The organism is Spiroplasma endosymbiont of Phycita roborella, from assembly GCF_964031195.1.
GTDB classification, from domain to species: domain Bacteria; phylum Bacillota_I; class Bacilli_A; order Mycoplasmatales; family VBWQ01; genus Spiroplasma_E; species Spiroplasma_E ixodetis_A.
This window is the reverse complement of record NZ_CAXIQJ010000004.1, coordinates 240,062-264,014: the sequence shown is the minus strand read 5'-3', so window position 1 is coordinate 264,014 and position 23,953 is coordinate 240,062. Positions and strand designations below refer to the sequence as shown.

Genomic DNA, 23,953 nt, shown 5'->3' with positions numbered 1-23,953 from the left:
GTATTATTATTGTATTGTAATATTACCATAGAATGGAGCAAAAACTATGAAGCGTTCTGAATTAAATGAAAAAGATAAAAAAAAGTACTGCTGAGATTTTAAGCATTTATTTATTAATAATGAATCTTGAAAAAAAGCTTTACCTGAGTTTGATAAATTTGCCAATCAACTTTTAACTTTTAAAGGAAAATTAAATAATATTGATAACTTTAAAAAATATTTAGCAATTAGCAAAGAAATATCAATGTTAGGATCTAAAGTTGTACAATATTTACATTATGGAGATTTAGATCAAACTAACTTAGAATTGCAACAATTATCTAGTTTATTTGCGACTCAACAAAGTAAGTTATCGGAAAAATTAGCATGGATTGAACCAGAAATTAAAACTATTGGTTTACAAACTATTAAAAACTGGATTAATAATGATCCCTCATTAATGATATATAAACATGATATGGAAGTTTTCTTTAAATTTGAAAAATTTATTTTAAGTGAACACGATGAAACTTTACTTAGTAAAGTTAGTAAATCAAGAAGTGCTGCTGGTGGTTTATATGATAGTTTGGTTTATGCTGATAAACAAAAAACAATGTTTAATTATCAAAATAAAGAACAAGAATTAACACAAACTTTATATTTAGACATTTTAGAAAATAGTAATCCAGTAAAAGATCAACAATTAAGAATTGATATTTCAAAAAAATTTTATGAAGATATTAAAAATAAAAAACATTCATTAGCACAAGTTTATGAAAGTATTTTAGAAGTAGCTGTTGAAGAAATAAAAATTCGTAACAACGATAAAGAAAAAGATAATAAAAAACATTTAACTACTTTAGAATATAGTTTATTAAGTGATGATGTACCATTAATACTATATGAAAATTTAATAAAAATGGGACAGAAACACGCTATTTTAGTAGAAGAATTTTATAATTTAAAACGTAAATTTTTTAAATTTAAAAAATTTTATAGTACCGATACTAGTTTAAAAATGACAACAATACCAACCAAAAAATTCAGTGTTGAAGAAGGTATTAATTCAATCAAAGAAATTTTAAGTATCTTAGGTGATGAATATTTAGAACAATTAAACTTAGCATTATTACCAGGTAGAATTGACTATTATGAAGACACAAATAAACGAACTGGTGCTTATTCAACAGGTGGTAATGGCGTAGAACCCATTATTTTAATGAATTGAGATGATACTATTAATTCACTTAATACACTAGCTCATGAATTAGGTCATTCTGTTCACACCCTATTTTCAGAAAAATATCAAAAATATCCAAATGCTGACTATCCAATTATTTTAGCTGAAGTTGCTTCAACAGTTAATGAACATCTAGCATTTGATTATTTATATAATAAAGCGTCAAATAATCAAGAACGCATTTACTTACTACAAACTCATATTGAAACTGTAATTGGTACTTTTTTTCGTCAAATTCAATTTGCTGAATTTGAATGAGAAGCACATAAATTAGTAGAAAAAGAAGTGCCATTAAACGCCGATATTTTGGCTGATTTATTTGAAAATACAGCTAATAAATATGGACAAAAAGCATTAGATAAATACGAAGAAAAAGCAAAAGGATACTCATGACCACGAATTCTTCATTTTTTCCACTCACCTTATTATGTTTATAAATATGCTACTTCAATTACCGTTTCTTATAAACTTTATGAAGATGTTAAAAATGGTAAAAAAGAAAATTTACTTAACTTTTTAAAAGCTGGTGGCAGCAAATATCCATTAGATATTTTAAAAGATGCGGGTGTTGATTTAACACAAATTGATGTTTATAACCCATTAATTACTAATTTAAAGAAAATGATTAACCAATTATCAGACTTAATTAATAATAAAGATAATTAAATTGCAAAAAAATAATATATAATACTAATGGTGTTTTAGTCCTTTAGCATTTTATTTAAAACGTTATAAAATAATATGTACATATTTTGACTATTACAATTAGTAAAGACTAAGGAGAATAAATAAAAAATGAATGTGAAATTTGATTTTGAAGATATAAATCTAATTGCAAATAAAGGAATAGTTAAATCGCGAAAAGAATGTGATACCAGTGTTAAACTAAATGGTTTTACTTTTAAAATTCCAATTATTCCGGCAAATATGAGTGCTGTCATTAACCAAGAATTATGTATTTGATTGGCTAAAAATAATTACTTTTATGTAATGCACCGTTTTAATATCGATCAAATTAAATTTATTAAAAATATGCATGAACAAAAATTATATGCTTCAATTAGCATTGGTGTTAAAAAAGAGGATAAAGAGTTACTTGAACAATTAATCAAACTGAATCTAATTCCTGAATTTATTACTATTGATATTGCTCATGGTCATAGTAATGCTATGGAAGAAATGATTAAATTTATAAAAACTACTTTTACTAAAACAAATACTAAACCTTTTATTATTGCTGGTAACGTTATGACAAAAACCGCTGTTAAAGATTTAGAAAAATGAGGCGCTGATGCAATTAAATTTGGTGTTGGTCCAGGAAAAGCTTGTATTACTAAACTAAAAACTGGATTTGGTACAGGTGGTTGACAATTAAATGCTTTACAAGATGTTGCCAATAGCACCACTAAACCATTAATTGCAGATGGTGGTATTAGATGTAATGGTGATATTGCTAAAGCAATAGCTTTTGGTGCCACTATGATTATGGCAGGAAGTATTTTAGCGGGTTATGATGAATCACCTGGCAAAATTGTTACAATAAATGGTCAATCTTACAAAGAATATTTTGGATCAGCAAGTATTTTTAACAAAGCGGAAGCGAAAAATATTGAAGGTAAAAAAATACTTGTTCCATATAAAGGTTCAATTGCTGATACTTATAAAGAAATGGAAGAAGATTTACAATCTGCTATTTCTTATGGTGGCGGTAAAGATTTATCTGCATTAACAAAATGTGATTATGTTATTGTTAAAGGTACTATTAATAATGGTGATGATCGTTAATAACTTTTAATTTTTCTTTAAAAACAATTCTGGGTACCGAGAATTGTTTTTTATTAAAATAGAAGCAAATCAAACTGCCTATGATGATAATTGAATTCACAGTGATAATTGTTTAATGATATTAAAGAATCTAATAATTAAATTATTTTTAATATTTAAACTACTTTGTCTAAAACTTTTTTTCTGATTTTTCTGCCATTTTCTATCCCCTTTATTATCATTTATAGTGAGCAAAGGCTTTATTAGTTTCTTCCATATTTTTTTGCTTTTTAGTTTATATTCAATTTTATTTTAATAAAATATAATGAATTAAATAAACTTTATTTAAAATACCAGATAAAAATATATTGTGAAATACGTTTTATTTCTTTATAATAAATATAAAAATTAATATAAGTTTTTTAATCCATTTACTTTCATTTCAAAGTAAATGGTTTTTTATTTTGAAGGGGATGAAAAGATGATTAATACAGAAAAATTACCTTTATTAGAAACAAGTGCACATATTAATTATAATGGAATTAATAATTCAAATATGTCAATAAATCATAATGATTCATCTAGTACTGAAAGTATTATAACTTTAGATGATGATCAAATAACAAATGGAAGAGAAAATAATAATTTAAACAGTTTATTATTTGATGGTGATTCAGTAAATACTATTGTTAATTTTAGCAATGATTGAAGGGATACTGATGATCGTTATGGTGGAAAAACACAGAAAAGATTAGATATTAATGGTAATTGAGAATATAATACGAAATTTATAACAGGTGATATTTTAAATGAAAAAATAGCAAATATTGATAATCAATTATATTTAATGAAAGAAATTATATTAAATGATGGCAGAGTTATTTTAGAATTATCAAATTTAAATGAAAATAAAAAAATTGAAACAAAATATAAAATATACAATAATGAAGAAGAAAGAGAATACAATAATAATTTAAATGACTTGGATTTAACTACTTTTTTACCAATAAATAAAGAAAAAACTAATTTTTTAAAAAAATTTTTCAGTTCAAAATATATGTTTTTACCTAATACATTTTTTTTAAATTTTGCTTTCGGATCAGTATTATTATTTGAAGCTAAAAATTATTTTCATAAAGAAAAGTTACCTGAAAATCTTTATCATAATTTTTGAGATGTATTAATGAGTGGTATTAGTGGTATTACAGTAATGAATTTATCGTATTTAAATTACAAACTTATTTCTTTAAAAAATAAATGAAAATACTTATCTTTTTCTTTAGTAATTGGTGGTATTAGTATTTGAGATCAATTTTTATATTTATATGTTAGCGAAGAAAATTTCAACTTCATCTCTTTTATAGAAAGAATAAGTATTTTTTTTATTAGTATTTTAATTGAAGAATTAATTTTTGATAAAATTGCTCAACCTTGCATTGAAAAATTATGACAAAATTTAAAAAATCAAAACTTTTCAAAAATTATTAAATATGGTAGTACTGTTAGTATGCTTCTTTTTGTATCAATTTTTAAAAATATATTAACTGGTCTTTATGGCGAAGAAAAAGAAATAAATTTAGAAAATATTAAAAAAGCACTTCCACTAACACTATTGACAGTAATTCTTGAAAATACTCTTACTTCTTTTTCTTTTTCTTATTTTGATTGATTTTGAACAAAAATTTCAATTGCAAAAGAAATAGCAACCAATAGTATAAAAGGAATAGAAAGATTTGCTAATCAACAAGCACAAAATTATAGTTTTAAAAAATTAATAAAACAATTTAATTTTCAACCATTTAATGCAAACTTAATAAATGAAAGCGAATCGATAGATCATCCAGATTCAAATCAACCATCTATCCAAGTTATGTAAAAGTAAAGTCATTAATTCATCTTTTGATGAAATATAAAAAAATAACACATTTTAGTTTAATATATTAACTGAAAAATACATTATATAATAATAAAAAAGTGAATTAATAATGGAAATGTTTAGTAATCTGTTAATAGTCAATTACGAAAAATCATCAGAAATAAAAAAGTTTTTCCTAATGATATGGCAGTTTTCAAAATATTTTACTTGGCAATTGAAAATATAACAAAAAAATGAACATTGCTTATTCAAAATTGAAATACAGCAATTGCTCATTTTATGATAAAATTTGAAGACAGAATTAATCTAAATTAGTAACTTTGTAAAACAAAGATACACAGATTATTAAAAAGCCTCTTAATAATTCACTTTTTTATTATTACAATTATTTAATATATTAAAACGAAGAAGTAAACCCCCTATTATCGTTATATCCAATTTCATTGAAACAACGATTGGGATCCATTTCATTTCAAGATACAGCATGTCTAGATGTTGAAGGTTGAGATTGCATAGTTGCTTGACTTCTTAATCCAGAAATCTTTTGTTTAATTTCATATAATTTTGCAATTTTTTGTTGTTTAATTTCATTACTTCTACTATTATTAAAACGACCACAACTAATAATAACTCAAAATTTATTAGAAAAATTTCGCCCTCCTTTATCTGTTTCTAATTTTTGGATTTCTTTTTCTAATTTTTCTAATTGAGCTTGATATTGATTTAACGTTACTTCATATTTATATTTTTGAAATTGTTTATTCAATCAAATAAAAGGAGATTTTAATAATATTTTTATTTGTGTTTTTATACTTTGTGAATTATAAATTTGTCTTACTGTTGCAAGACAACCATTAATTTCGATATTTTTTTTATTTATACTAACATTTAATTTTGCAATTTTTTTATCTATTTTTGCAATATCTAAATTTCTTCTACTCATACTACGATTTAAATCGCAAATATTTTCCATCTTCAATTTTAATCTTATTTTTAATCTTGCATCTAAAACCTCTTTTTCTAATTTTAGATTTGGACATAATCATCAATTTTCTTGTTTTATTGAAAAAAATTTATTTGCTATTTCAAGTTCATTTCTAGCAATTTTACAAAATATTCTTTTTGTTTTGTATGTTCTTCTTTCTAACTTAACAGCTAATCTTGCTGTTTTTAATTTTAACTTTGATAAAATTAATTTTTTATTTAAATCATGAGCATTAAAATTTTCAATTTGCTGTTCTATATTTGTTCCTTCAACTTCCAATACTCTTATTTCACTATCTAATTTCTCTTCTCGTATCATTTCTTTGGATATTTCTTCATCTAATGCTACTATGTTTTCTTTTCATTTTTTTATCATATATGTTGTTTGTAATTGTTTATTTGGTAATTGATTTTTTAATTTTAATATTTCTTCTCTATTTTTTTCTATTTGTTTTTGGATTTCATAAAGTTCATTAATATTTATAATCTTGTCTATTTTTTTAATTTGTTCAAAATGTTTTTTTCTTTCTTTTTCTAATTTTTGTTTTTCAATCCTTAAAACTATTATTTTGTTTTGTTTTGTTTTTATTACAGTATCTATTTTTTTGATTTCTTCTTTAAAAATTTTTAATTCCTTTCTAATTGCTTCTATCACTAACTTCTTCCTTTCTTTTTTATTTAATATAAAAAAAATCATTACTTTCTTAAAAAAATAATAGATTGAAAACTATATTTAGTTTTTCTTTTACATTGTATATAAATATAATAAATTTACATGATATATACATTAATACTATTTTCTATATACAATTCAATAACTTATAATTCTTTTAAAATAAATTATTAATAATCTAATATTTACTAACAAAAATAAATTATTTTTTAATTTATATTAATTTTATTATAATATTTAATATCATATACAAACACTAAAGTAGGTTAATAATGTTAGAAATCATAAGTCTTAATAATAAACATATTACAATTAAAGTGAAAAAAAATAAAAAAGAAATTTTAAATGCACTAGGTATTATTGATATCAATAATACTAATGAATTTAAAATATTTAATACTCCGTTTGCTCTTGAAATAGTACTTAAATATACAAATAATAATGATAAATTAAAACAAATATATGAACACTCACTAATATTATGAAAAAAAATCCAACAAGAAAAAAACTTAAATGATTATCCAGGTAATCCTAAACTAAGAAATTATCAACGTGTTGATGTTGCAATTTTAAAAGCAAATAAAAGATTTGGCTTATTTAATGAAATGCGAACTGGTAAAACACCCACCATTTTAACAGCATTATCAGAAATGAAAACTAATAAAATATTATTTGTTGTTCCTAAGTCAACTATTTTATTAACATGGGTTCCCGAAATTAAAAAATGAACTACCTATAATTGTATTACTATTAAAGATGATATTACTAAAGTGCGAACAGAAAAATATAATCAATTTAAAAATAGTAATAATTGTATTTTAGTAGTTTCTAAAAACACTTTTAAAAATGATATAAAAAATAAATTATTAACTAAATTTGATTTTACATTAGTTATTGATGAAGCACATTTTTTAAGAAACTACAAAACTGCACAAAGTTCAACAATTTTGGAAGTTGCAAATAAAGTATCATCAGTTTATTGTTTAACTGGTACTCCCGCCAACAATCATCCTAGTGATATTTTTGGTATATTAAAAATTATTGATAATAAACTATATAAAAATATTGATTATTGAGATTTTGTTGCTCGTTACTTTGGAATAATTAGAAAACGTATTACTAATTTTGTAACTATTAATATACCAAAACCAAATGTTAAACCACAACTAGCAGCAGAATTTGATTATTTAGTTAAAAAAATATCAATTATGCGTAAACAAATTGATGTACGTAATGAAATGCCAAAAATTATTAAAAATGATTTAATTTTAACTATGCCCAAAGCACAAACTGCAATTTATTGTGATACTCTTGAAACTATGAAACAAGAATTATTTTATAATAAAAAATCTAAAATAACTTTTTTACAAATATTTACCAAATTAAGAACTATTTGTTCAACACCTATTAATGAGGGAATGAAAGAATTAGGAGCAAAATTTAATTGATTACTAGACTACTTACATGATAATGAAAATGATTCAATTATTATTTATAGTAGTTTTAGTGATAAAGGAATTAACATTTTAAGTAACATTTTAGATAAACATAAATTAAATCATCAATTAATTACTGGTAAAGTAAATCATGAACAAAGACTTAAAGCTATTAGTGATTTTCAAAGTAAAAAAGTTAAAATTATTTTATGTAACATTAAATCTACTAATGTTGGTATCACATTAGATCAAGGTGATGTTATGATTTTTCTAGATCGTGAATTAAACCCAACCGAAAATGAGCAAGCTGAAAGTCGCTTTTTTCCAACTCAATTAAACGATAATAAAACTAGAGAAATTATTAATTTATATTGTGCTAATACTATTGATTTAAAAATTAGAGACATCCTTAATAATAAAATTGATATTAATAAAGTTATTAATGATCAAGGTATTAAATTTTTTGAATAATTTTTATTATATTTAATAAACTAAACTAGGATTAAAAACAAGATCTGCATTATTATTAGGAATGAATTGTTCATCATTAATTTCAAGAATATATTCTTGCAATAAAGGCGCAAATTCGTTTGAAGATTGAAAAGAATGAGTGTTATCAATGATTTGTTGACTTTCAAAAAATTCTCTATAATCACTATTATCTTCTCCATCATTTAAACAACAAAAAAGACCTGAAATAAAACCAAAAAGAGCACCAGCAAAACACCCTGAAAACACTGTTACAGCTGAAGTAATATCAAATTCAAAAATATTTTGTTCTCTTTTTTGATATAAATCAGAAAGAGCAAACAAACTACCTCCAATAATATTCCCTAAACAACTTGCTAATATTATTTTTTTATTAATCATGTTATTTACCACCTTTTTAATATTTAAATTATTGGTTTAGATATTTTTTTTAAATTAAATGCTTTTCAAGCAAGAGCATCTGCTTCATCATTATATATATCACCACTATGACCTTTAACTCATTTAAAATAAATATTAACATCTTTTGCTATTTTATCATAAAATGCTTTATATGCCTTTGTTTCTACTTTAGTAGTTTTTCATTCACCAGTACATCATTTACTAATTCCAACATAATCATGACAAATTAAAATTGATTTTATATTATTTTCCAAAGCTAACTGCATTGCCTTTTGTGCACCCATTATTTCTCCAGCAACATTTCTTAATTTTGCTCAATTTTCATCATCAAATTTTTCATAAAATATATCTTTTTTGTCATTATTTAAGAAAACAAGTCCATAAGAAAATTGATTAATTTCTTCTTTAAAACTACCATCAGTATATGCTATTACTTCATATTTATAGTGATTTTCAGATTTTATTTGAATTTTATCATCTAAATAATCTTGAGCTTCTTTTTTAGTTGCAAATTTTTTATACTGAGCACCAGCAAAACCTCTAATTTGTATTTCACATTCATTCCAGTTTTCAAATATTCCAATGACTCTACCTTTTTTTACTGCATAAAATTTACTTGCCATAATTATGACTCCTCTATTGTTTATTTTAATTTTACAATAATATTAAATTTTATCTAATTAAAATGACAAATTAAAGCAAAAATATTGCTGATGCTAATTAGCAAGTGACTTTACTAATTAAATAAAATGACACAAAAAAATATTTATTATTTTAAAATTTTAATTTTTAAATTTGGGTCATTTGTTAGGATCGTTTTCAAATCCTGAATTTTTAGCAAATCATCCATGTCATAATACTTCTGGATGGGTTACACTTTATTGGACACTAATTACATAGACAAGTGAACAAATTAGTTAAAAGAAAGGAATTATAATTATGGTCACTATTAACTCATATTCAGATGAATTTAAAAAACAAATAGTAGCTTTATATCAAAGTGGCAAATCAGTATCTTGCCTTGCTAAAGAATACAATGTTACAAGAGCAGCTACTTACAATTGAATTAAGCAATTTACTAATTCAGGTAGTTTTAAAACTAAAGATAATCTTTCAGATTTAGAAAAACAATTAATTCAAGCAAATAAAGAATTAAAACAGTTACGAATGGAAATTGATATTTTAAAGCAAGCAGCACTAATAATAGGCAGAAAGTAGAGATTATTGCAAATAATAAATCTAAATATAAAATTCGCACAATGTGTCATTTTTTAAAACTCTCTAAATCAACATATTATTTTAATTTAAAGAAAAAAAATAAAATTCAAAATAATATTTATGAACAAGCTGTTATTAGTGCTTTTAAAGAAAATAAAGAAGTTTATGGTACTAGAAGATTAAAAGTCATACTAGCAAACCAAGAAATTTATTTATCACGCAGAAAAATTAAAGAAATTATGAATAAGCATAATTTAATATCAAAATACACTAAATTATCATTCAAAAATTATCATAATAAAGTCAATGATAGTCAAATAACCAATCTTGTTAATAGAAACTTTAATAATAGAATTAAAAATGAAGTTATTGTTAGTGATTTAACTTATGTTCAAGTTAATGGTAAATGAAACTATATTTGCCTATTAATCGACCTATTTAACCGCGAAATTATTGGACATAGTGTTGGAGTTAAAAAAGATGCATCATTAGTATATCAAGCATTTATGCAATCAAATCACTGTTTAAAAGATATTGAAATATTTCATACTGATCGCGGTAATGAATTCAATAATAAAACTATTGATAAACTTTTATTAGCTTTCAACATAACTCGATCTTTAAGCAAAAAAGGATGTCCTTATGACAATGCTGTTGCTGAAGCAACTTTTAAAACTTTCAAAATTGAATTTATTAATGATAAAAATTTTACATCATTAATCCAATTAAAATTAGAATTATTTGATTACATCAATTGATATAACAACATAAGAATTCACAGTACTCTAAACTACCTAACTCCAATTAGTTATCAAAAACAAATGTCTACCAAAAAATAGTCCTAAAAAGGGTTGCCATTCCAAATTTCTGATGGTAATTGATCAGATACTTTTTCTATTGTTACTGGCATTTTAACAACTTGAATTATTCCTTCTCGATTTTGAAAAAATCCAATTTGAATAACCTCTTTGCTATTTATATTTGATAAATCTACTTCACTCGTTTTCACTTGTTTTCCATCTTTGTCAATGTAAATTGTATCTTGCTGAAATTTTATTATCTAAAAGTTGAATTTTTTGTGAACTTATATTTAAGATAACATTAGTTAAATTACCTGTAATTGCTAAAATACTTAATGTTGTTAATAATGATTTCATAATTAATCACCCTCCAAGTTTTCTCCAATAACTTCTTAAAGTTTAAGAAGATAAATATATTTTAGTATTTTTTAAAAAAATAAATAAACAATAAGTTATAAAAAACAAAGCATTACAATTATCTTTAAATTTAAATTAAATAAAAAGTTATCAATGTACTTGCAAAATGTTCACCGATAACTAAACTATTTTTAAATTGAAACTATTTTTTATTATTAAATTAATAAATAAAATAAAATACCGGCACTAATGATATTGCAATTAATAATGATAAATATTTTTTCATAAATTAATCCTCCTCAATTTTTACCAATAACTTCTTAAGTTTAAGAAGATAAATATATTTTACATACTTTTAATTATTTTTTAACACTTTTTTCATAAAATTGTATACTAATAACTTATTAACTAAATCTATTGCACTATTTAAAATAATATAAATTTTAATATATAAAACACTTAAAATATAAAAAAATAATTAATAAAATGATAAAACAGAAATCATGTAAAATATATAATATAAATTTAAAGGGGGTTAATTAAATTATGCCAATTATTACAACTAAATGCTATATTTCATCATGTGAGAAAGAATATACATTTGACTCTTTATATCGTGATAAATTTATATATTGCAGTGGTAAATGTTATCAACAAGCATTCAATAATACAGTAACAAAATATACACAAAAATAATAAGTTAGTTTTGGAGAGATATTATGAAAAAAGAAAAATTAATAGAACTGATTAACAATAAAATATTATAAGGTTTTTAAAAATGAAAAAAAAGATATTTAAAAAAACTGTTGATGATAATTATTCAACAAAGAAAAGTATTAACTATTATAATAATTGACTTATTATAATTTTTTTATGATTAACAAGTATAACTTTAATAATTAGTTGAGTTTTATGAATTATTTTCTTTAAAAGAGAAACTACTGATTTATTAATCCTTATTGATAATTTAATCACTAAGAAATTTTTTAAATTCAATTTAACTTTTCCAACTCTGACAATTGCAGTATTGGGCTTTGGCTTCATAATTTTAGGTATTGTTGCTTTTCCTTTTATCTTTTTAAAAAATAATGACTTTATTTCTCTAATATTAACTAGAATTATGTTATGAATATCATTATTTTTTATTATTGGATCAATTTTATTTTTTTCCTTTGGTGGATATGCTGCTTTTTATAAATTTGCTTCTGTGATAACTATTCGTAAAAAACTATTTTTCATTATTCCATGAGGATTAGAATTTTTTTATTTTATAGTTTTAATAATTTCTTGTATATGCTTTATTAAAAAAAGTAGAAAAAAGAAATATATGTCACTAGAAGCAAAAGCACTATATTCACAAAATGAAATTAATCAAAACATAACTTCTTCAACAAATAATAATAATAATAATAATGAACAAGCAATATGAACGCCACAACAAATTGAAGAAGTATGAAATAAAGGAGAAATTATCAAAAATTTTAATCCACAATTATACCGTCGAGATTATGCGGGTGCCTTAATGTTTTGACATAATTTTATTGCACAACCGAAGCTTAATGATCCAATTGAAAGTTTAAATTGAACTATTATTTATGAACGTCCCACCACAGCAGATGGAACTAATTATATTAAAAATTTAGTACCCATGAATAATAATAATACTGTTACTAAAGGTAATAATTTCCCCCATTGAACAACTTCAATCACTTATGACAGTAAAAAAAATAAAAACATATTTAAAAAGAAGTCATGAAAACATAAAGAAAAAAATCAAATAGAATAAAAAAACATATTTAAAAAACTAAGTATTAAAATACTTAGTTTTTTAAATAAAGATTAATTATCCAATTTTAGTTTTAGTTTCAACATTACTTGCTAATACTGTATCCAATACATCTTGACCACCACGAACCTGATGTTGTTCTGGATCAATGCTATGTAACATAATAATAACTTGATGAGCAACATTGATTTTCATACGATTAAATAATTTTGAAGCTTCCTCAATATAAGCTTGTAAGGGATTTAACTGCGCATAACCACGCAAATGGATTCCTGCACGCAGTTTGCTTAAAGCATCAATGTGATTAGTTCAATATTGATCAAAAGTTTGTAAAATAACACTATTTTCAATTTGTTTTATAATAACATCATTTAATTTTTCTCTTTTTTCAAGATAAAAATTATAAGATTTTTCAACAATTAAATCAATATTTTCTTCAATACTTAATCGATTTAACTTTTCTGCAATTAAATCATTAGGTTTAATTAATTTATTTTCAATACCTTTAACTAATTCATCATAATCAATAAACTGTTCTCTACCAACAACTTTATTAAAAATATTTAGTAAATCACGTGCTACTGTTCTGTGCATATTTTTGATTAAATCTAATAAATCATCAGCAAGTAAAATATTATCACGTTGATGATATGTAGCTTCACGATGCTGAGCAATAACATTATCATAATCTAATAAGTTTTTTCGTGCATCAAAATTCATACCTTCAATTTTTTGTTGTGCTCTAGTAATTGATCTAGTTAACATTTTTGATCTAATATAGTCTTCACCTAAACTTGCAAAAGCTTTTTTTAATTTTTCACCACCAAAACGTAACATCAAATCATCTTCAATTGAAACATAAAATCGTGAAAATCCAGGATCACCTTGTCTTCCGGCTCTTCCACGTAATTGATTATCAATTCTTCGTGCTTCGTTTCTTTCAGTACCTAATACAGCAAGGCCACCAAGTTCAATAACACCCTTACCAAGTTTAATATCTGTTCCACGTCCTGCCATATTGGTTGCTAAAGTAATTGATCCTTTTTCACCAGCTCTAGCAATAATATCAGCTTCACGAGCATGATTTTTAGCATTTAAAATCTCATGCTTAATTCCTTCCAAAGTTAACATATTAGCAATTCGTTCTGATACATCAACATTAGCAGTACCAATCAAAATTGGTTGTCCTTTAGTATGTCGTTCTTTAACTTCTGCAATTAAAGATTTAAATTTAGCATTTAATGAAGCAAAAACATGATCGGGTTTATCTTCTCGAATAATTGGTTTATTAGTAGGAATCTTAATTACTCTCATATTATAAATTTTTACAAACTCTTCTTCTTCGGTTTTAGCAGTTCCTGTCATACCACTTAGTTTATTATATAAACGGAAAAAGTTTTGATAAGTAATAGTAGCTACTGTTGTTGTTTCTTGTTGAATTGTAACATTTTCTTTAGCTTGTAAAGCTTGATGAAGTCCATCACTATATACTCTACCAGGCATTAATCTACCAGTAAACTGATCAACTAGCACAATTTCACCATCTTTAACAACATACTCTACATCTAATTTGAAAACATGATTAGCACGAAGTGCATTTTGAATATGATGAAATAATTCCGAGTTATCAATATCAAATAAATTTTTTAAATTAAACTGTTTTTGGGCTTTATTAACACCCGTTACTGTTAATGCAATTTGACGTGATTCTCAATCAATTTTATAATCTTCAGGTATTAAAGTTTTTGCAAAAACATCTGATGCTTGATATAAAGGAGTACGATTTTTTGAACCACCAGAAATAATTAAAGGTGTTCTTGATTCATCAATTAAAACAGAGTCCGCCTCATCAATGATAGCATAATTAAGCTGACGTTGAACTTTTTCTGGATAAACCTTAACCATATTATCACGCAAATAATCAAAGCCTAATTCTGAATTAGTTGTATATGTAACATCTTTTAAATACGCTTCACGTTTTTGATTAGTAGAATGATCACGAAGACTAACGCCAATAGTAATTCCCAAAAATTCTAAAATTGGTCGATTTAATTCGGCATCTCTTGCTGCTAAATATTCATTAACAGTAATAACATGAACACCTTTACTACTTAAAGCATTTAAATAAATTGGCATCACAGCAGTTAAAGTTTTTCCTTCACCAGTTCGCATTTCAGCAACATCGCCATTATGAAGAACAATACCACCAATTAATTGAACAGGATATGGATGTAATCCACTAATTCTTCGTGCTGCTTCTCTAATTGTCGCAAAAGCTTCAACTAAAATATCATCTAAAGTCTCACCTTCTGCCAATCTGGTTCTGAATTCAACTGTTTTATTTGCTAATTCTTCATCTTTAATTTTTCTCATTGTTTCATCAAGGCTAATTATTTCCTTAACTTGTTTATTAATTTTTCGTAAAATTTTACGATCTCACATAAAATAAATCACCATTTTTTTCTTTATTATTACTTATACTTATTATTACTTGTAAAGTAATAAAATCTTTATTATTTTAACATAAAAAAACTTAAAAAACTTAGTACCCAAAAAAAATTGTATTTATATTATATTTTTTTCTTTCTCTTCGAAGTTAGAAAAAATAATTTACTATAATTATTTTAATTACTATAAAAAACTTGATTATTATATGATTTAATATTACTTTTATTAAAAGATTCCTGGTTAATTTCTGATTTTGTAAGTTCAATAAAATTAATTTTAGATTCTAACATTTTATTTAAACTATTTTCATTAAAGTTGTCTTCTTCTTTTTTTAATTTACTTTTTTTTGTAAGTTGATTTTTATTTTTTTTAAAAATATAAAATAAACTAAATATTGAAGTTGTTGTGAAAAAGAAACTAATAACTAAAAATCAAAATTTTTTTAAACTTCATTGACTACTTTTTTTTCCAATTTTCTCTTCTACAAAAAATTGATTTTCTTTAATTATTAATGAACTAGTTTTTAGTTTATTAATAATTGGAATTCTTATTACTTTAAAAAATTTACGTTGGTCAGTTCTAAACCATTGAATTTGCATATCTGTAAAATATGGAATTTGGTCCTTTGTAAAAGATTGAATTTGTTGGGCTATTAAAGACTGAATCTGTTCCATTGTCAACTCTTGAATCTGCTCTTTTGTAAAATATGGAATTTGTTCTGGTGTAAAAACTTGAATTTGGTCGGTTGTAAATCAAGAAATTTGTTCTTTTGTAAAAAATAGAATTTGTTCTGGCGTAAAGATTTGGATTTGCAAAGGCGTAAAAAATGAAATTTGATTTTCTGTCAATGATTTAATTTGTAATAATGTAAAAGATTGAATTTGCTCTTTTGTAAAAGCTGCAATTTGAATTGGTAAAAATGACTGAATTTGTAATAACTTAAACGACTGAATTTGAATAGATGTAAAAGACTTAATTTGTAATCATGTACTGATAGTATTTTAATTAAATTAATTGATAAAAATTATATATCACAACTTAATTTTATTTTGAGTGAAAAGAAAATTGTTATATATGATTTACATGAAAAAGAATTAGATTTATTTTTTATCAATTCATTTTTTTAATTTATTTTTATTTTATAAATAAGATTTTCAAATTTTTTGATTTTCACTTAAAACATGTGCAGTAGGAGGATATTCATCAGCTAATTTGTTGATTGCATTTACCATTACTTCTTTTTGATAATTATTATTAAATTGTAATTCTTGTTTTGTTTTTTTCCTTTTTTGATATCATTTTTGATTATATATTTTCCTTTTTGCTTTTACCTCGGATTTTTGCTCATATTTTTGTTTTCTTGCCTTCACTTCTGGCTTTTGAGCATATTCTTTCATTTTTTCTTTATTTTTGATATCAAGCTTGATCATATTTTCTCCTTCTTTCCTTCACTTCAGGTCTTTGAGCATATTCTTTCTTTTTTGCTTTCATTTCAGGGTTTTGAGCATATTCTTTTTTTCTTACTTTGGTTTTGAAACTTTGATTATATTTTCGTTTTTTATCTTTATTTTTATGATATCACTCTCGATCATATTTTCTCTTTTTTGCTTTCACTTCAGGCCTTTGAGCATATTCTTTCTTTTTTGCTTTCACTTCAGGTCTTTGTTGATATTCTTGTATTCTTTTTTTATTTTTTTGATATCACTTTTTCTTATACTCTTTTTGTTTTTCATTATTCATAAATTTATCACCCCTTAAATATGTGTCATTGTTTCAGATTTACAATTTTTATTACTGTTTAATTTTTTTGGTCATCACAAATCAAAATCTTCTTTAAACTTTAAAATGCAAGTAAAATATTTAATATATAAAATTAGCGAACTTAATTAAAAAATCGCTAATTTATTAAATATTTAAATTTGGATATTTGCGTTTTAAAAAAAATAATAAAACTTGAATATCAGCAGGACTAACACCAGAAATTCTTGTAGCATGACCAATTGTTAATGGTCTAACACGCTTTAATTTTTCTCTAGCTTCACCAGTAATACTTTCTACTAAATCATAATCAATATCACCAGGAATTTGTTTTTTTTCTAAACTATTAGTTTGTTGCGCCATTTTTAGTTGTTGATTAATATACCCTGAATATTTAATTGTAATTTCTAATTCCATTAATTGATGATATTGTAAATCATTTATTAAAGGTAACTGTGAAGTAAACATTGATAATTTGAGACCTGGACGTTTTAATAATTCATAAGCAATAATATGATTATCGGGAATTGGACCTAAATTATTATTATTAATATACTTAGCAACTTCTGAATTGGGACTAACTTTAATAGTTTTTAATTTTTCAACAATATTAGACATTAATTTTTGTTGAATATTAAATTGTGATCAACGTTGTTCACTAACTAAGCCAACTTGATAACCATATTTAATTAATCTTGTTTGAGCATTATCATTTCGTAATAATAAACGATGTTCAGCTAAAGAAGTTAATAAACGATAAGGTTCAACTGTTCCTTTTGTTACTAAATCATCAATTAAAACTCCGATATATGCTTCATCACGCTTTAAAATTAATGGTTTTTCTTTTTTTATTTTTAAATGTGCGTTAATTCCGGCCATTAAACCTTGACACGCTGCTTCTTCATAACCACTAGTACCATTAATTTGACCAGCACTAAATAAGTTTTTAATTAATTTAGTTTCCAATGTTGGTCATAATTGTGTTGGTTCAAAAGCATCATATTCAATAGCATATGCTCATTTTAATACTTCACAATTTTCTAAACCAGGTAATGTTCTCAACATTTTATCTTGCACATCAATTGGCATCGATGTTGAAAAACCTTGGACATAAATTGAATCCAAAGCAAGTGATTCTGGCTCTAAGAAAATTTGATGACGAGGCTTATCAGCAAAACGTACTACTTTATCCTCAATACTTGGACAATAACGTGGTCCAGTACCTTGTGCTTCACCATTATACATTGGTGATTTATCTAAATTATTATTAATAATGGTATGAGTTTTATCATTTGTATAAAGTAAATAACAAGGTAACTGTTTTGCTAATGGTAAAAAATTTTTAGTTTCATGTGAAAATGCTAAAGGTAAATCACTACCTAGTTCAATATTAGTTTTGTCAAAATCAATACTATTTTTTTTAATACGAGGTGGTGTTCCTGTTTTTAAACGTATCATATTAAAGCCTACAATTTTTAATTGTTCAGAAATACCATTACTTGTTCTTTGACCATCTGGTCCTTCTGATTTCTTATTATGACCTTGTAAAGTTAAAGCTGTCATATAAGTGCCAGTAGTTAAAATCACAATTTCACTAGTAATTTTTTCGCCATTCTCTAAAATAACACCCTTAGCAGTGTTTTCTTCAATTATTAATGATTGTACCATAACTTCTAAAATTGTTAAATTTTCTTGTTTATTTATTGCATTTTGCATATATTGTGAATAAGCAATTTTATCAGATTGAGCACGAATAGCTCAAACTGCTGGACCACGTGAATGATTTAATAGTTTCATTTGCAAAGCAGTAGCATCTGCTGCTTTAGCCATTTCGCCACCAAGTGCATCAATTTCACGAACCACAACTCCTTTGGCGGGTCCACCAATAGAAGGATTACATGGCATTAATGCAATTTTAGTTTTATCAAGAGTAATAATAGCGGTTTTATGACCTGCTCGTGCAGAAGATAATGCCGCTTCAACACCAGCATGACCAGCACCAATTACAATAATTTCATAGTCATATTTCATTGATTTCACCTCCATTTCATAAAATATTACATATCAAAATTAATAACATCAAAAATCAGAAATTTTATTTTTAATTTCTTTAGTAATGTTATCATAAACAAGCAAAATATTCATGTACTTTTTAGACTTTTATTAAATAAAATTGAATTTTAGTTAATAATCTTCTCAATTATAATTCATTATCTTTTATACAAGATATAAATATTATTTAAAGAATTAGTGCTGCACCTAAAAATAGCAACTGTTTTAATTAATAATCATTAATACTAATTAAAAGCCAGTAATTACTTACTTTTAAGTATTTTATTTATTAGCACAAGATGTGTTTTTATTGAAAAGACACTTTTGTCATTAACATTGGTGACTGTATCCAATGGTGATAAAACATATGCAACATCTATTTCTTTTTCCATAACTGTAACCTCTTTTGTATACAATTTGACTTAAATAATTTATCTTAATATCTACATAAGTATAATTATAATGTTAATTTTTAAATTTGCAAATTTTTATTTACTATACCTTTAAACTTAAAAAGTATTTTTATATATAAAAATACATCTTATATTAATTAAGATAAAGAATCACCAAATAATTTCCCCATTTTAATATTAAGATTATTACATAAAGTTTTTAAATGGTAATGTTCACTGAAATGTATATTAATTAATTTATGTAAAGTGGTAACATCTGCCAATGGATCATGATGATCAAATTTAATTTGATTACTATGAGCAAGAGCACTTAAACGGTTATTAGGATAATCATATGTTCTTCTAAATAACTTAACTAAACAAATGTAAAAAAAATTAGGACATTTTAAATCATAATGATTAATTAATGATCTTAAGATATTAATGTTAAAGTTAGCGTGATGAGCAATAACAACAGTATTTTCAGTAAAAAAAGTAACGATGTCTACTCATAATTCTTTAAAGTTTGACATTAAAGATACGCTTTCACTTGTAATTCCATGAACATGAGAAAAAGTAAATTCTTCGGGATGTGGTTTAATTAATGAACTATAAGTTTTGACAATTTTACCTTGTGTTACTTTTATCATAATTAATTGACAAGCACTTGTTTTATTCGAATTTGCAATTTCAAAATCAATAAAAACATAATTAGTATTATCAATCCCTCAATCATGAACACTAAATTTTTTCTTACTATTTAATTTTGATTGCTTTCTTTTTAATAACATTTTTTTAGCAAAAAGATTTTTACTATCTTTACTTTTATACTGTTTAAAAGGTGTAATTATTTCTTGTTTTCCTTCTATATTACCTTTTGATTCAGAATTATCATCTGTTTCAAAATTATCATTTGTCTTCTTAAATTTTACACTTTTAAAAAACATATTAATGGCAATAGCACCTTTCTATCTAAATTTTCATAAATTAATATTAGTTATTCCTTTGATAAATTATAACATTGATAAGTTAGAGTAACTATATTTTTACTTATAAAACTTCATTTTTTGCAAAATTCATTAATTAATTATCATTCTTTAACAAATAACTTAATATAATTTATAAAAATAATATTATGAATAAAATATTATATTGTTGACAATAAAAAAGATTGCGGTTGCAATCTTTTTTTAAATAAGAAAAATATTATAATGAACACGAAGGTGAAGAATTATATCTAGTAATTAATCGTTCACTATCATTTACTTCATTTTGAAAATTATTAATTTTTTTTAACTTTTTAGCTATTTTAACTTGTTTATTAAGTTCTTTTTCTTCTAATTTTTGATTTTTTGCTTTTAAATTTTTTAATTTATTTTCTGCGTCTTGCAGTTTATCTTCTCTTTTTTTAATTTTATTTTTACTTTTTACAATTTTATCACTAAGTGTTCCTAATAAAGGACTATTTTTTTTATTAATTTTTCTTTGACGTTGTGCATCTTTAAGATTCATTCGTACTAGTTTATCTTTTTGCAGTTTAGTTATTAACTTATAAATTTTGACACTTATTGCAGCAGCAATTGCTCCTCCAATAACTATTGGTACAGCATAAAGTAAAAAGTCTAATCCTTCAAATAAATCACTAAAAAATGATTCTATCCCTTGTCAACCTTTTTCAAAAAAATTTCCTACGTCTTTTGTAAAATCCTCAAATCCTTTTGAAATATCTTCTCAAATGTCACTAATATCTGAGCCAATATCATCTACACCTTTACCAATTTCTTCTAATCCTTTACCAATATCATTTCCAATATCTTCTATACCTCTTCCAATATCTTCTACACCCGAACCAATATCTGATATGGAATGGCAACCCTTTTTAGGACTATTTTTTGGTAGACATTTGTTTTTGATAACTAATTGGAGTTAGGTAGTTTAGAGTACTGTGAATTCTTATGTTGTTATATCAATTGATGTAATCAAATAATTCTAATTTTAATTGGATTAATGATGTAAAATTTTTATCATTAATAAATTCAATTTTGAAAGTTTTAAAAGTTGCTTCAGCAACAGCATTGTCATAAGGACATCCTTTTTTGCTTAAAGATCGAGTTATGTTGAAAGCTAATAAAAGCTTATCAATAGTTTTATTATTGAATTCATTACCGCGATCAGTATGAAATATTTCAATATCTTTTAAACAGTGATTTGATTGCATAAATGCTTGATATACTAATGATGCATCTTTTTTAACTCCAACACTATGTCCAATAATTTCGCGGTTAAATAGGTCGATTAATAGGCAAATATAGTTTCATTTACCATTAACTTGAACATAAGTTAAATCACTAACAATAACTTCATTTTTAATTCTATTATTAAAGTTTCTATTAACAAGATTGGTTATTTGACTATCATTGACTTTATTATGATAATTTTTGAATGATAATTTAGTGTATTTTGATATTAAATTATGCTTATTCATAATTTCTTTAATTTTTCTGCGTGATAAATAAATTTCTTGGTTTGCTAGTATGACTTTTAATCTTCTAGTACCATAAACTTCTTTATTTTCTTTAAAAGCACTAATAACAGCTTGTTCATAAATATTATTTTGAATTTTATTTTTTTTCTTTAAATTAAAATAATATGTTGATTTAGAGAGTTTTAAAAAATGACACATTGTGCGAATTTTATATTTAGATTTATTATTTGCAATAATCTCTATTTTCTGCCTATTATTAGTGCTGCTTGCTTTAAAATATCAATTTCCATTCGTAACTGTTTTAATTCTTTATTTGCTTGAATTAATTGTTTTTCTAAATCTGAAAGATTATCTTTAGTTTTAAAACTACCTGAATTAGTAAATTGCTTAATTCAATTGTAAGTAGCTGCTCTTGTAACATTGTATTCTTTAACAAGGCAAGATACTGATTTGCCACTTTGATATAAAGCTACTATTTGTTTTTTAAATTCATCTGAATATGAGTTAATAGTGACCATAATTATAATTCCTTTCTTTTAACTAATTTGTTCACTTGTCTATGTAATTAGTGTCCAATAAAGTGTAACCCATCCACTTTTATTAGCTTTCAACATAACTCGATCTTTAAGCAAAAAAGGATGTCCTTATGACAATGCTGTTGCTGAAGCAACTTTTAAAACTTTCAAAATTGAATTTATTAATGATAAAAATTTTACATCATTAATCCAATTAAAATTAGAATTATTTGATTACATCAATTGATATAACAACATAAGAATTCACAGTACTCTAAACTACCTAACTCCAATTAGTTATCAAAAACAAATGTCTACCAAAAAATAGTCCTAAAAAGGGTTGCCATTCCAGCTAATAAAGGAAAGATAAAAAAAATAAAAAAAAGTTCTAGAAAAATTACAAGAAAAAATAGTGAAGATTCAAATAAAGAGTCAGGAACTTCTGAAACAGACAAAAGAAATATTGAAGAAAAAAGTTTAAAAAAAAGAAAACCAATAATATTTGAAAGAAAAGACAATGATAAAGCAAAGGATTTTGTTCCTAAACCAATCACAATTAATGGAAATGATATTTTAAATATTTTAAAATTAACTAAAAAAGAAATTCGAGCATTCAATGCAACAACACAAATTCCATACTTTAGCAAACAACAAATTGAAACATTTACCTCAGCACAGATTACCTGATTTACAATAAAGCAAATTCCACATTTTACAAAATTACAAATACCAGCACTCACAAAAGAACAAATACCAGCATTTACCGAAAAGCAAATTCAAGCATTGACAGAAGAACAAATCAGTTGATTTACAATAGAAAAAATACTAGCATTCACAAAAGAACAAATTCAAGCATTGACAGAAAAACAAATACTAGCATTCACAAAAGAACAAATTCAAGCATTGACAGAAAAACAAATACCAACATTCACAAAAGAACAAATACCAGCACTCACAAAAGAACAAATTCCATGATTTACAAAAGAACAAGTTTCATCATTTTTGCCATCACAAATTGCGGTTTTTACAACAGAGCAGATTCAAGCATTTACATGATGACAAATTCCATGATTTACAGAACAACAAATTGCATCATTTACAAAAGAACAAATTGTATCATTTACAGAACAACAAATCTCATATTTTGCACCATTATGATCAAAAATCTTATTTAAAAAATATATTAATGATGAAAAATCATGAAAAGAAATCAATGTTAAAAATAGAATTAATGATGAAAAATCATGAGAAGAAATCAATGTTAAAAATAGAAGTATTTCAAAATTTATATAAAAAAAT

At 24.0% G+C, this 23,953-nt stretch carries 22 protein-coding genes and 2 pseudogenes; 10 read left to right on the top strand and 14 right to left on the bottom strand.

What is annotated here, in order from left to right:
- Positions 1-46: 46 nt before the first annotated feature.
- From pepF to AAHM95_RS03455, 4 genes and pseudogenes are all read left to right on the top strand, one after another.
- Positions 47-1,885: an oligoendopeptidase F gene (pepF, locus tag AAHM95_RS03470; RefSeq protein WP_342274115.1), complete on the top strand. Its 1,839-nt coding sequence runs from the start codon at positions 47-49 to the stop codon at positions 1,883-1,885.
- A 129-nt stretch (positions 1,886-2,014) separates the two neighbouring features.
- Entirely contained in the window at positions 2,015-3,004 is a 990-nt protein-coding gene (locus AAHM95_RS03465) for a GMP reductase (RefSeq protein ID WP_338975773.1), read from the top strand.
- 460 nt (positions 3,005-3,464) lie between these two features.
- Positions 3,465-4,859, top strand: coding sequence for a hypothetical protein (locus AAHM95_RS03460; RefSeq protein ID WP_338978559.1), 1,395 nt, complete (start codon positions 3,465-3,467; stop codon positions 4,857-4,859).
- 126 nt (positions 4,860-4,985) lie between these two features.
- Positions 4,986-5,174, top strand: a pseudogene (locus tag AAHM95_RS03455) (IS256 family transposase); the annotation flags it as partial.
- An 82-nt stretch (positions 5,175-5,256) separates the two neighbouring features.
- Here the strand turns inward: AAHM95_RS03455 and AAHM95_RS03450 are convergent.
- On the bottom strand, positions 5,257-6,498 hold the full coding sequence (locus AAHM95_RS03450) for a hypothetical protein (RefSeq protein WP_342274113.1): 1,242 nt from the start codon (positions 6,496-6,498) through the stop codon (positions 5,257-5,259).
- Between the two features lie 290 nt (positions 6,499-6,788).
- On the opposite strand from AAHM95_RS03450, the gene AAHM95_RS03445 reads away from it, so the two are divergent.
- Positions 6,789-8,423, top strand: coding sequence for a DEAD/DEAH box helicase (locus AAHM95_RS03445; protein WP_342274112.1), 1,635 nt, complete (start codon positions 6,789-6,791; stop codon positions 8,421-8,423).
- A 12-nt stretch (positions 8,424-8,435) separates the two neighbouring features.
- On the opposite strand, the gene AAHM95_RS03440 is transcribed toward AAHM95_RS03445, so the two are convergent.
- Positions 8,436-8,822, bottom strand: a complete 387-nt coding sequence (locus tag AAHM95_RS03440) for a hypothetical protein (protein WP_342274111.1) — start codon at positions 8,820-8,822, stop codon at positions 8,436-8,438.
- 23 nt (positions 8,823-8,845) lie between these two features.
- Positions 8,846-9,466: a ribonuclease H family protein gene (locus tag AAHM95_RS03435; protein ID WP_281748496.1), complete on the bottom strand. Its 621-nt coding sequence runs from the start codon at positions 9,464-9,466 to the stop codon at positions 8,846-8,848.
- Between the two features lie 316 nt (positions 9,467-9,782).
- Here AAHM95_RS03435 and AAHM95_RS03430 point away from each other — a divergent pair.
- A protein-coding gene (locus AAHM95_RS03430; protein ID WP_342274110.1) for an IS3 family transposase occupies positions 9,783-10,900 on the top strand; the annotation gives its coding sequence in 2 pieces (ribosomal slippage) (positions 9,783-10,053 and positions 10,053-10,900; 1,119 coding nt in all).
- A gap of 2 nt (positions 10,901-10,902) precedes the next feature.
- On the opposite strand, the gene AAHM95_RS03425 is transcribed toward AAHM95_RS03430, so the two are convergent.
- On the bottom strand, positions 10,903-11,070 hold the full coding sequence (locus AAHM95_RS03425) for a hypothetical protein (RefSeq protein ID WP_342274109.1): 168 nt from the start codon (positions 11,068-11,070) through the stop codon (positions 10,903-10,905).
- Between the two features lie 694 nt (positions 11,071-11,764).
- Between AAHM95_RS03425 and AAHM95_RS03420 the strand changes: the two genes are divergently transcribed.
- Both AAHM95_RS03420 and AAHM95_RS03415 read left to right on the top strand, forming a co-directional pair.
- Positions 11,765-11,914, top strand: coding sequence for a hypothetical protein (locus tag AAHM95_RS03420; RefSeq protein WP_281748502.1), 150 nt, complete (start codon positions 11,765-11,767; stop codon positions 11,912-11,914).
- An 82-nt stretch (positions 11,915-11,996) separates the two neighbouring features.
- The gene (locus AAHM95_RS03415) at positions 11,997-13,004 is read left to right on the top strand and encodes a hypothetical protein (RefSeq protein WP_342274108.1); all 1,008 of its coding nucleotides are present in this window, start codon (positions 11,997-11,999) and stop codon (positions 13,002-13,004) included.
- A 57-nt stretch (positions 13,005-13,061) separates the two neighbouring features.
- Here AAHM95_RS03415 and secA read toward each other — a convergent pair whose 3' ends face one another.
- The 9 genes from secA to AAHM95_RS03370 form a co-directional block, all read right to left on the bottom strand.
- The gene (gene secA, locus AAHM95_RS03410; protein WP_338974175.1) at positions 13,062-15,446 is read right to left on the bottom strand and encodes a preprotein translocase subunit SecA; all 2,385 of its coding nucleotides are present in this window, start codon (positions 15,444-15,446) and stop codon (positions 13,062-13,064) included.
- Between the two features lie 182 nt (positions 15,447-15,628).
- Positions 15,629-16,300 carry a hypothetical protein gene (locus AAHM95_RS03405; RefSeq protein WP_342274107.1) on the bottom strand — a complete coding sequence of 224 codons (672 nt, stop codon included), beginning with the start codon at positions 16,298-16,300 and terminating at the stop codon, positions 15,629-15,631.
- A 291-nt stretch (positions 16,301-16,591) separates the two neighbouring features.
- Complete coding sequence (locus AAHM95_RS03400; protein WP_338976092.1) at positions 16,592-16,882, bottom strand: hypothetical protein; 291 nt, start codon at positions 16,880-16,882, stop codon at positions 16,592-16,594.
- Positions 16,857-17,192, bottom strand: a complete 336-nt coding sequence (locus AAHM95_RS03395) for a hypothetical protein (protein ID WP_342274106.1) — start codon at positions 17,190-17,192, stop codon at positions 16,857-16,859. Before AAHM95_RS03395 ends, AAHM95_RS03400 begins: the two co-directional genes overlap by 26 nt.
- A 165-nt stretch (positions 17,193-17,357) precedes the next feature.
- A complete protein-coding gene (mnmG, locus tag AAHM95_RS03390) occupies positions 17,358-19,241 on the bottom strand; it encodes a tRNA uridine-5-carboxymethylaminomethyl(34) synthesis enzyme MnmG (protein ID WP_342274105.1) in 1,884 nt (627 codons plus the stop codon).
- Between the two features lie 284 nt (positions 19,242-19,525).
- The gene (locus AAHM95_RS03385) at positions 19,526-19,654 is read right to left on the bottom strand and encodes a hypothetical protein (RefSeq protein ID WP_255495891.1); all 129 of its coding nucleotides are present in this window, start codon (positions 19,652-19,654) and stop codon (positions 19,526-19,528) included.
- A gap of 158 nt (positions 19,655-19,812) precedes the next feature.
- Positions 19,813-20,601 carry an exonuclease domain-containing protein gene (locus tag AAHM95_RS03380; RefSeq protein ID WP_342274104.1) on the bottom strand — a complete coding sequence of 263 codons (789 nt, stop codon included), beginning with the start codon at positions 20,599-20,601 and terminating at the stop codon, positions 19,813-19,815.
- Between the two features lie 259 nt (positions 20,602-20,860).
- The gene (locus AAHM95_RS03375; RefSeq protein ID WP_342274103.1) at positions 20,861-21,166 is read right to left on the bottom strand and encodes a hypothetical protein; all 306 of its coding nucleotides are present in this window, start codon (positions 21,164-21,166) and stop codon (positions 20,861-20,863) included.
- Positions 21,167-21,539: 373 nt separating this feature from the next.
- A protein-coding gene (locus tag AAHM95_RS03370) for an IS3 family transposase (protein ID WP_342274102.1) occupies positions 21,540-22,657 on the bottom strand; the annotation gives its coding sequence in 2 pieces (ribosomal slippage) (positions 21,540-22,387 and positions 22,387-22,657; 1,119 coding nt in all).
- Between the two features lie 76 nt (positions 22,658-22,733).
- Here AAHM95_RS03370 and AAHM95_RS03365 point away from each other — a divergent pair.
- Positions 22,734-22,982 (top strand): annotated as a pseudogene (locus AAHM95_RS03365) (transposase); the annotation flags it as partial.
- Here the strand turns inward: AAHM95_RS03365 and AAHM95_RS03360 are convergent.
- The gene (locus AAHM95_RS03360; RefSeq protein WP_342274101.1) at positions 22,969-23,394 is read right to left on the bottom strand and encodes a hypothetical protein; all 426 of its coding nucleotides are present in this window, start codon (positions 23,392-23,394) and stop codon (positions 22,969-22,971) included. The pseudogene AAHM95_RS03365 and the gene AAHM95_RS03360 overlap by 14 nt on opposite strands.
- A gap of 43 nt (positions 23,395-23,437) precedes the next feature.
- Between AAHM95_RS03360 and AAHM95_RS03355 the strand changes: the two genes are divergently transcribed.
- On the top strand, positions 23,438-23,947 hold the full coding sequence (locus tag AAHM95_RS03355; protein ID WP_342274100.1) for a hypothetical protein: 510 nt from the start codon (positions 23,438-23,440) through the stop codon (positions 23,945-23,947).
- Positions 23,948-23,953 lie beyond the last annotated feature (6 nt).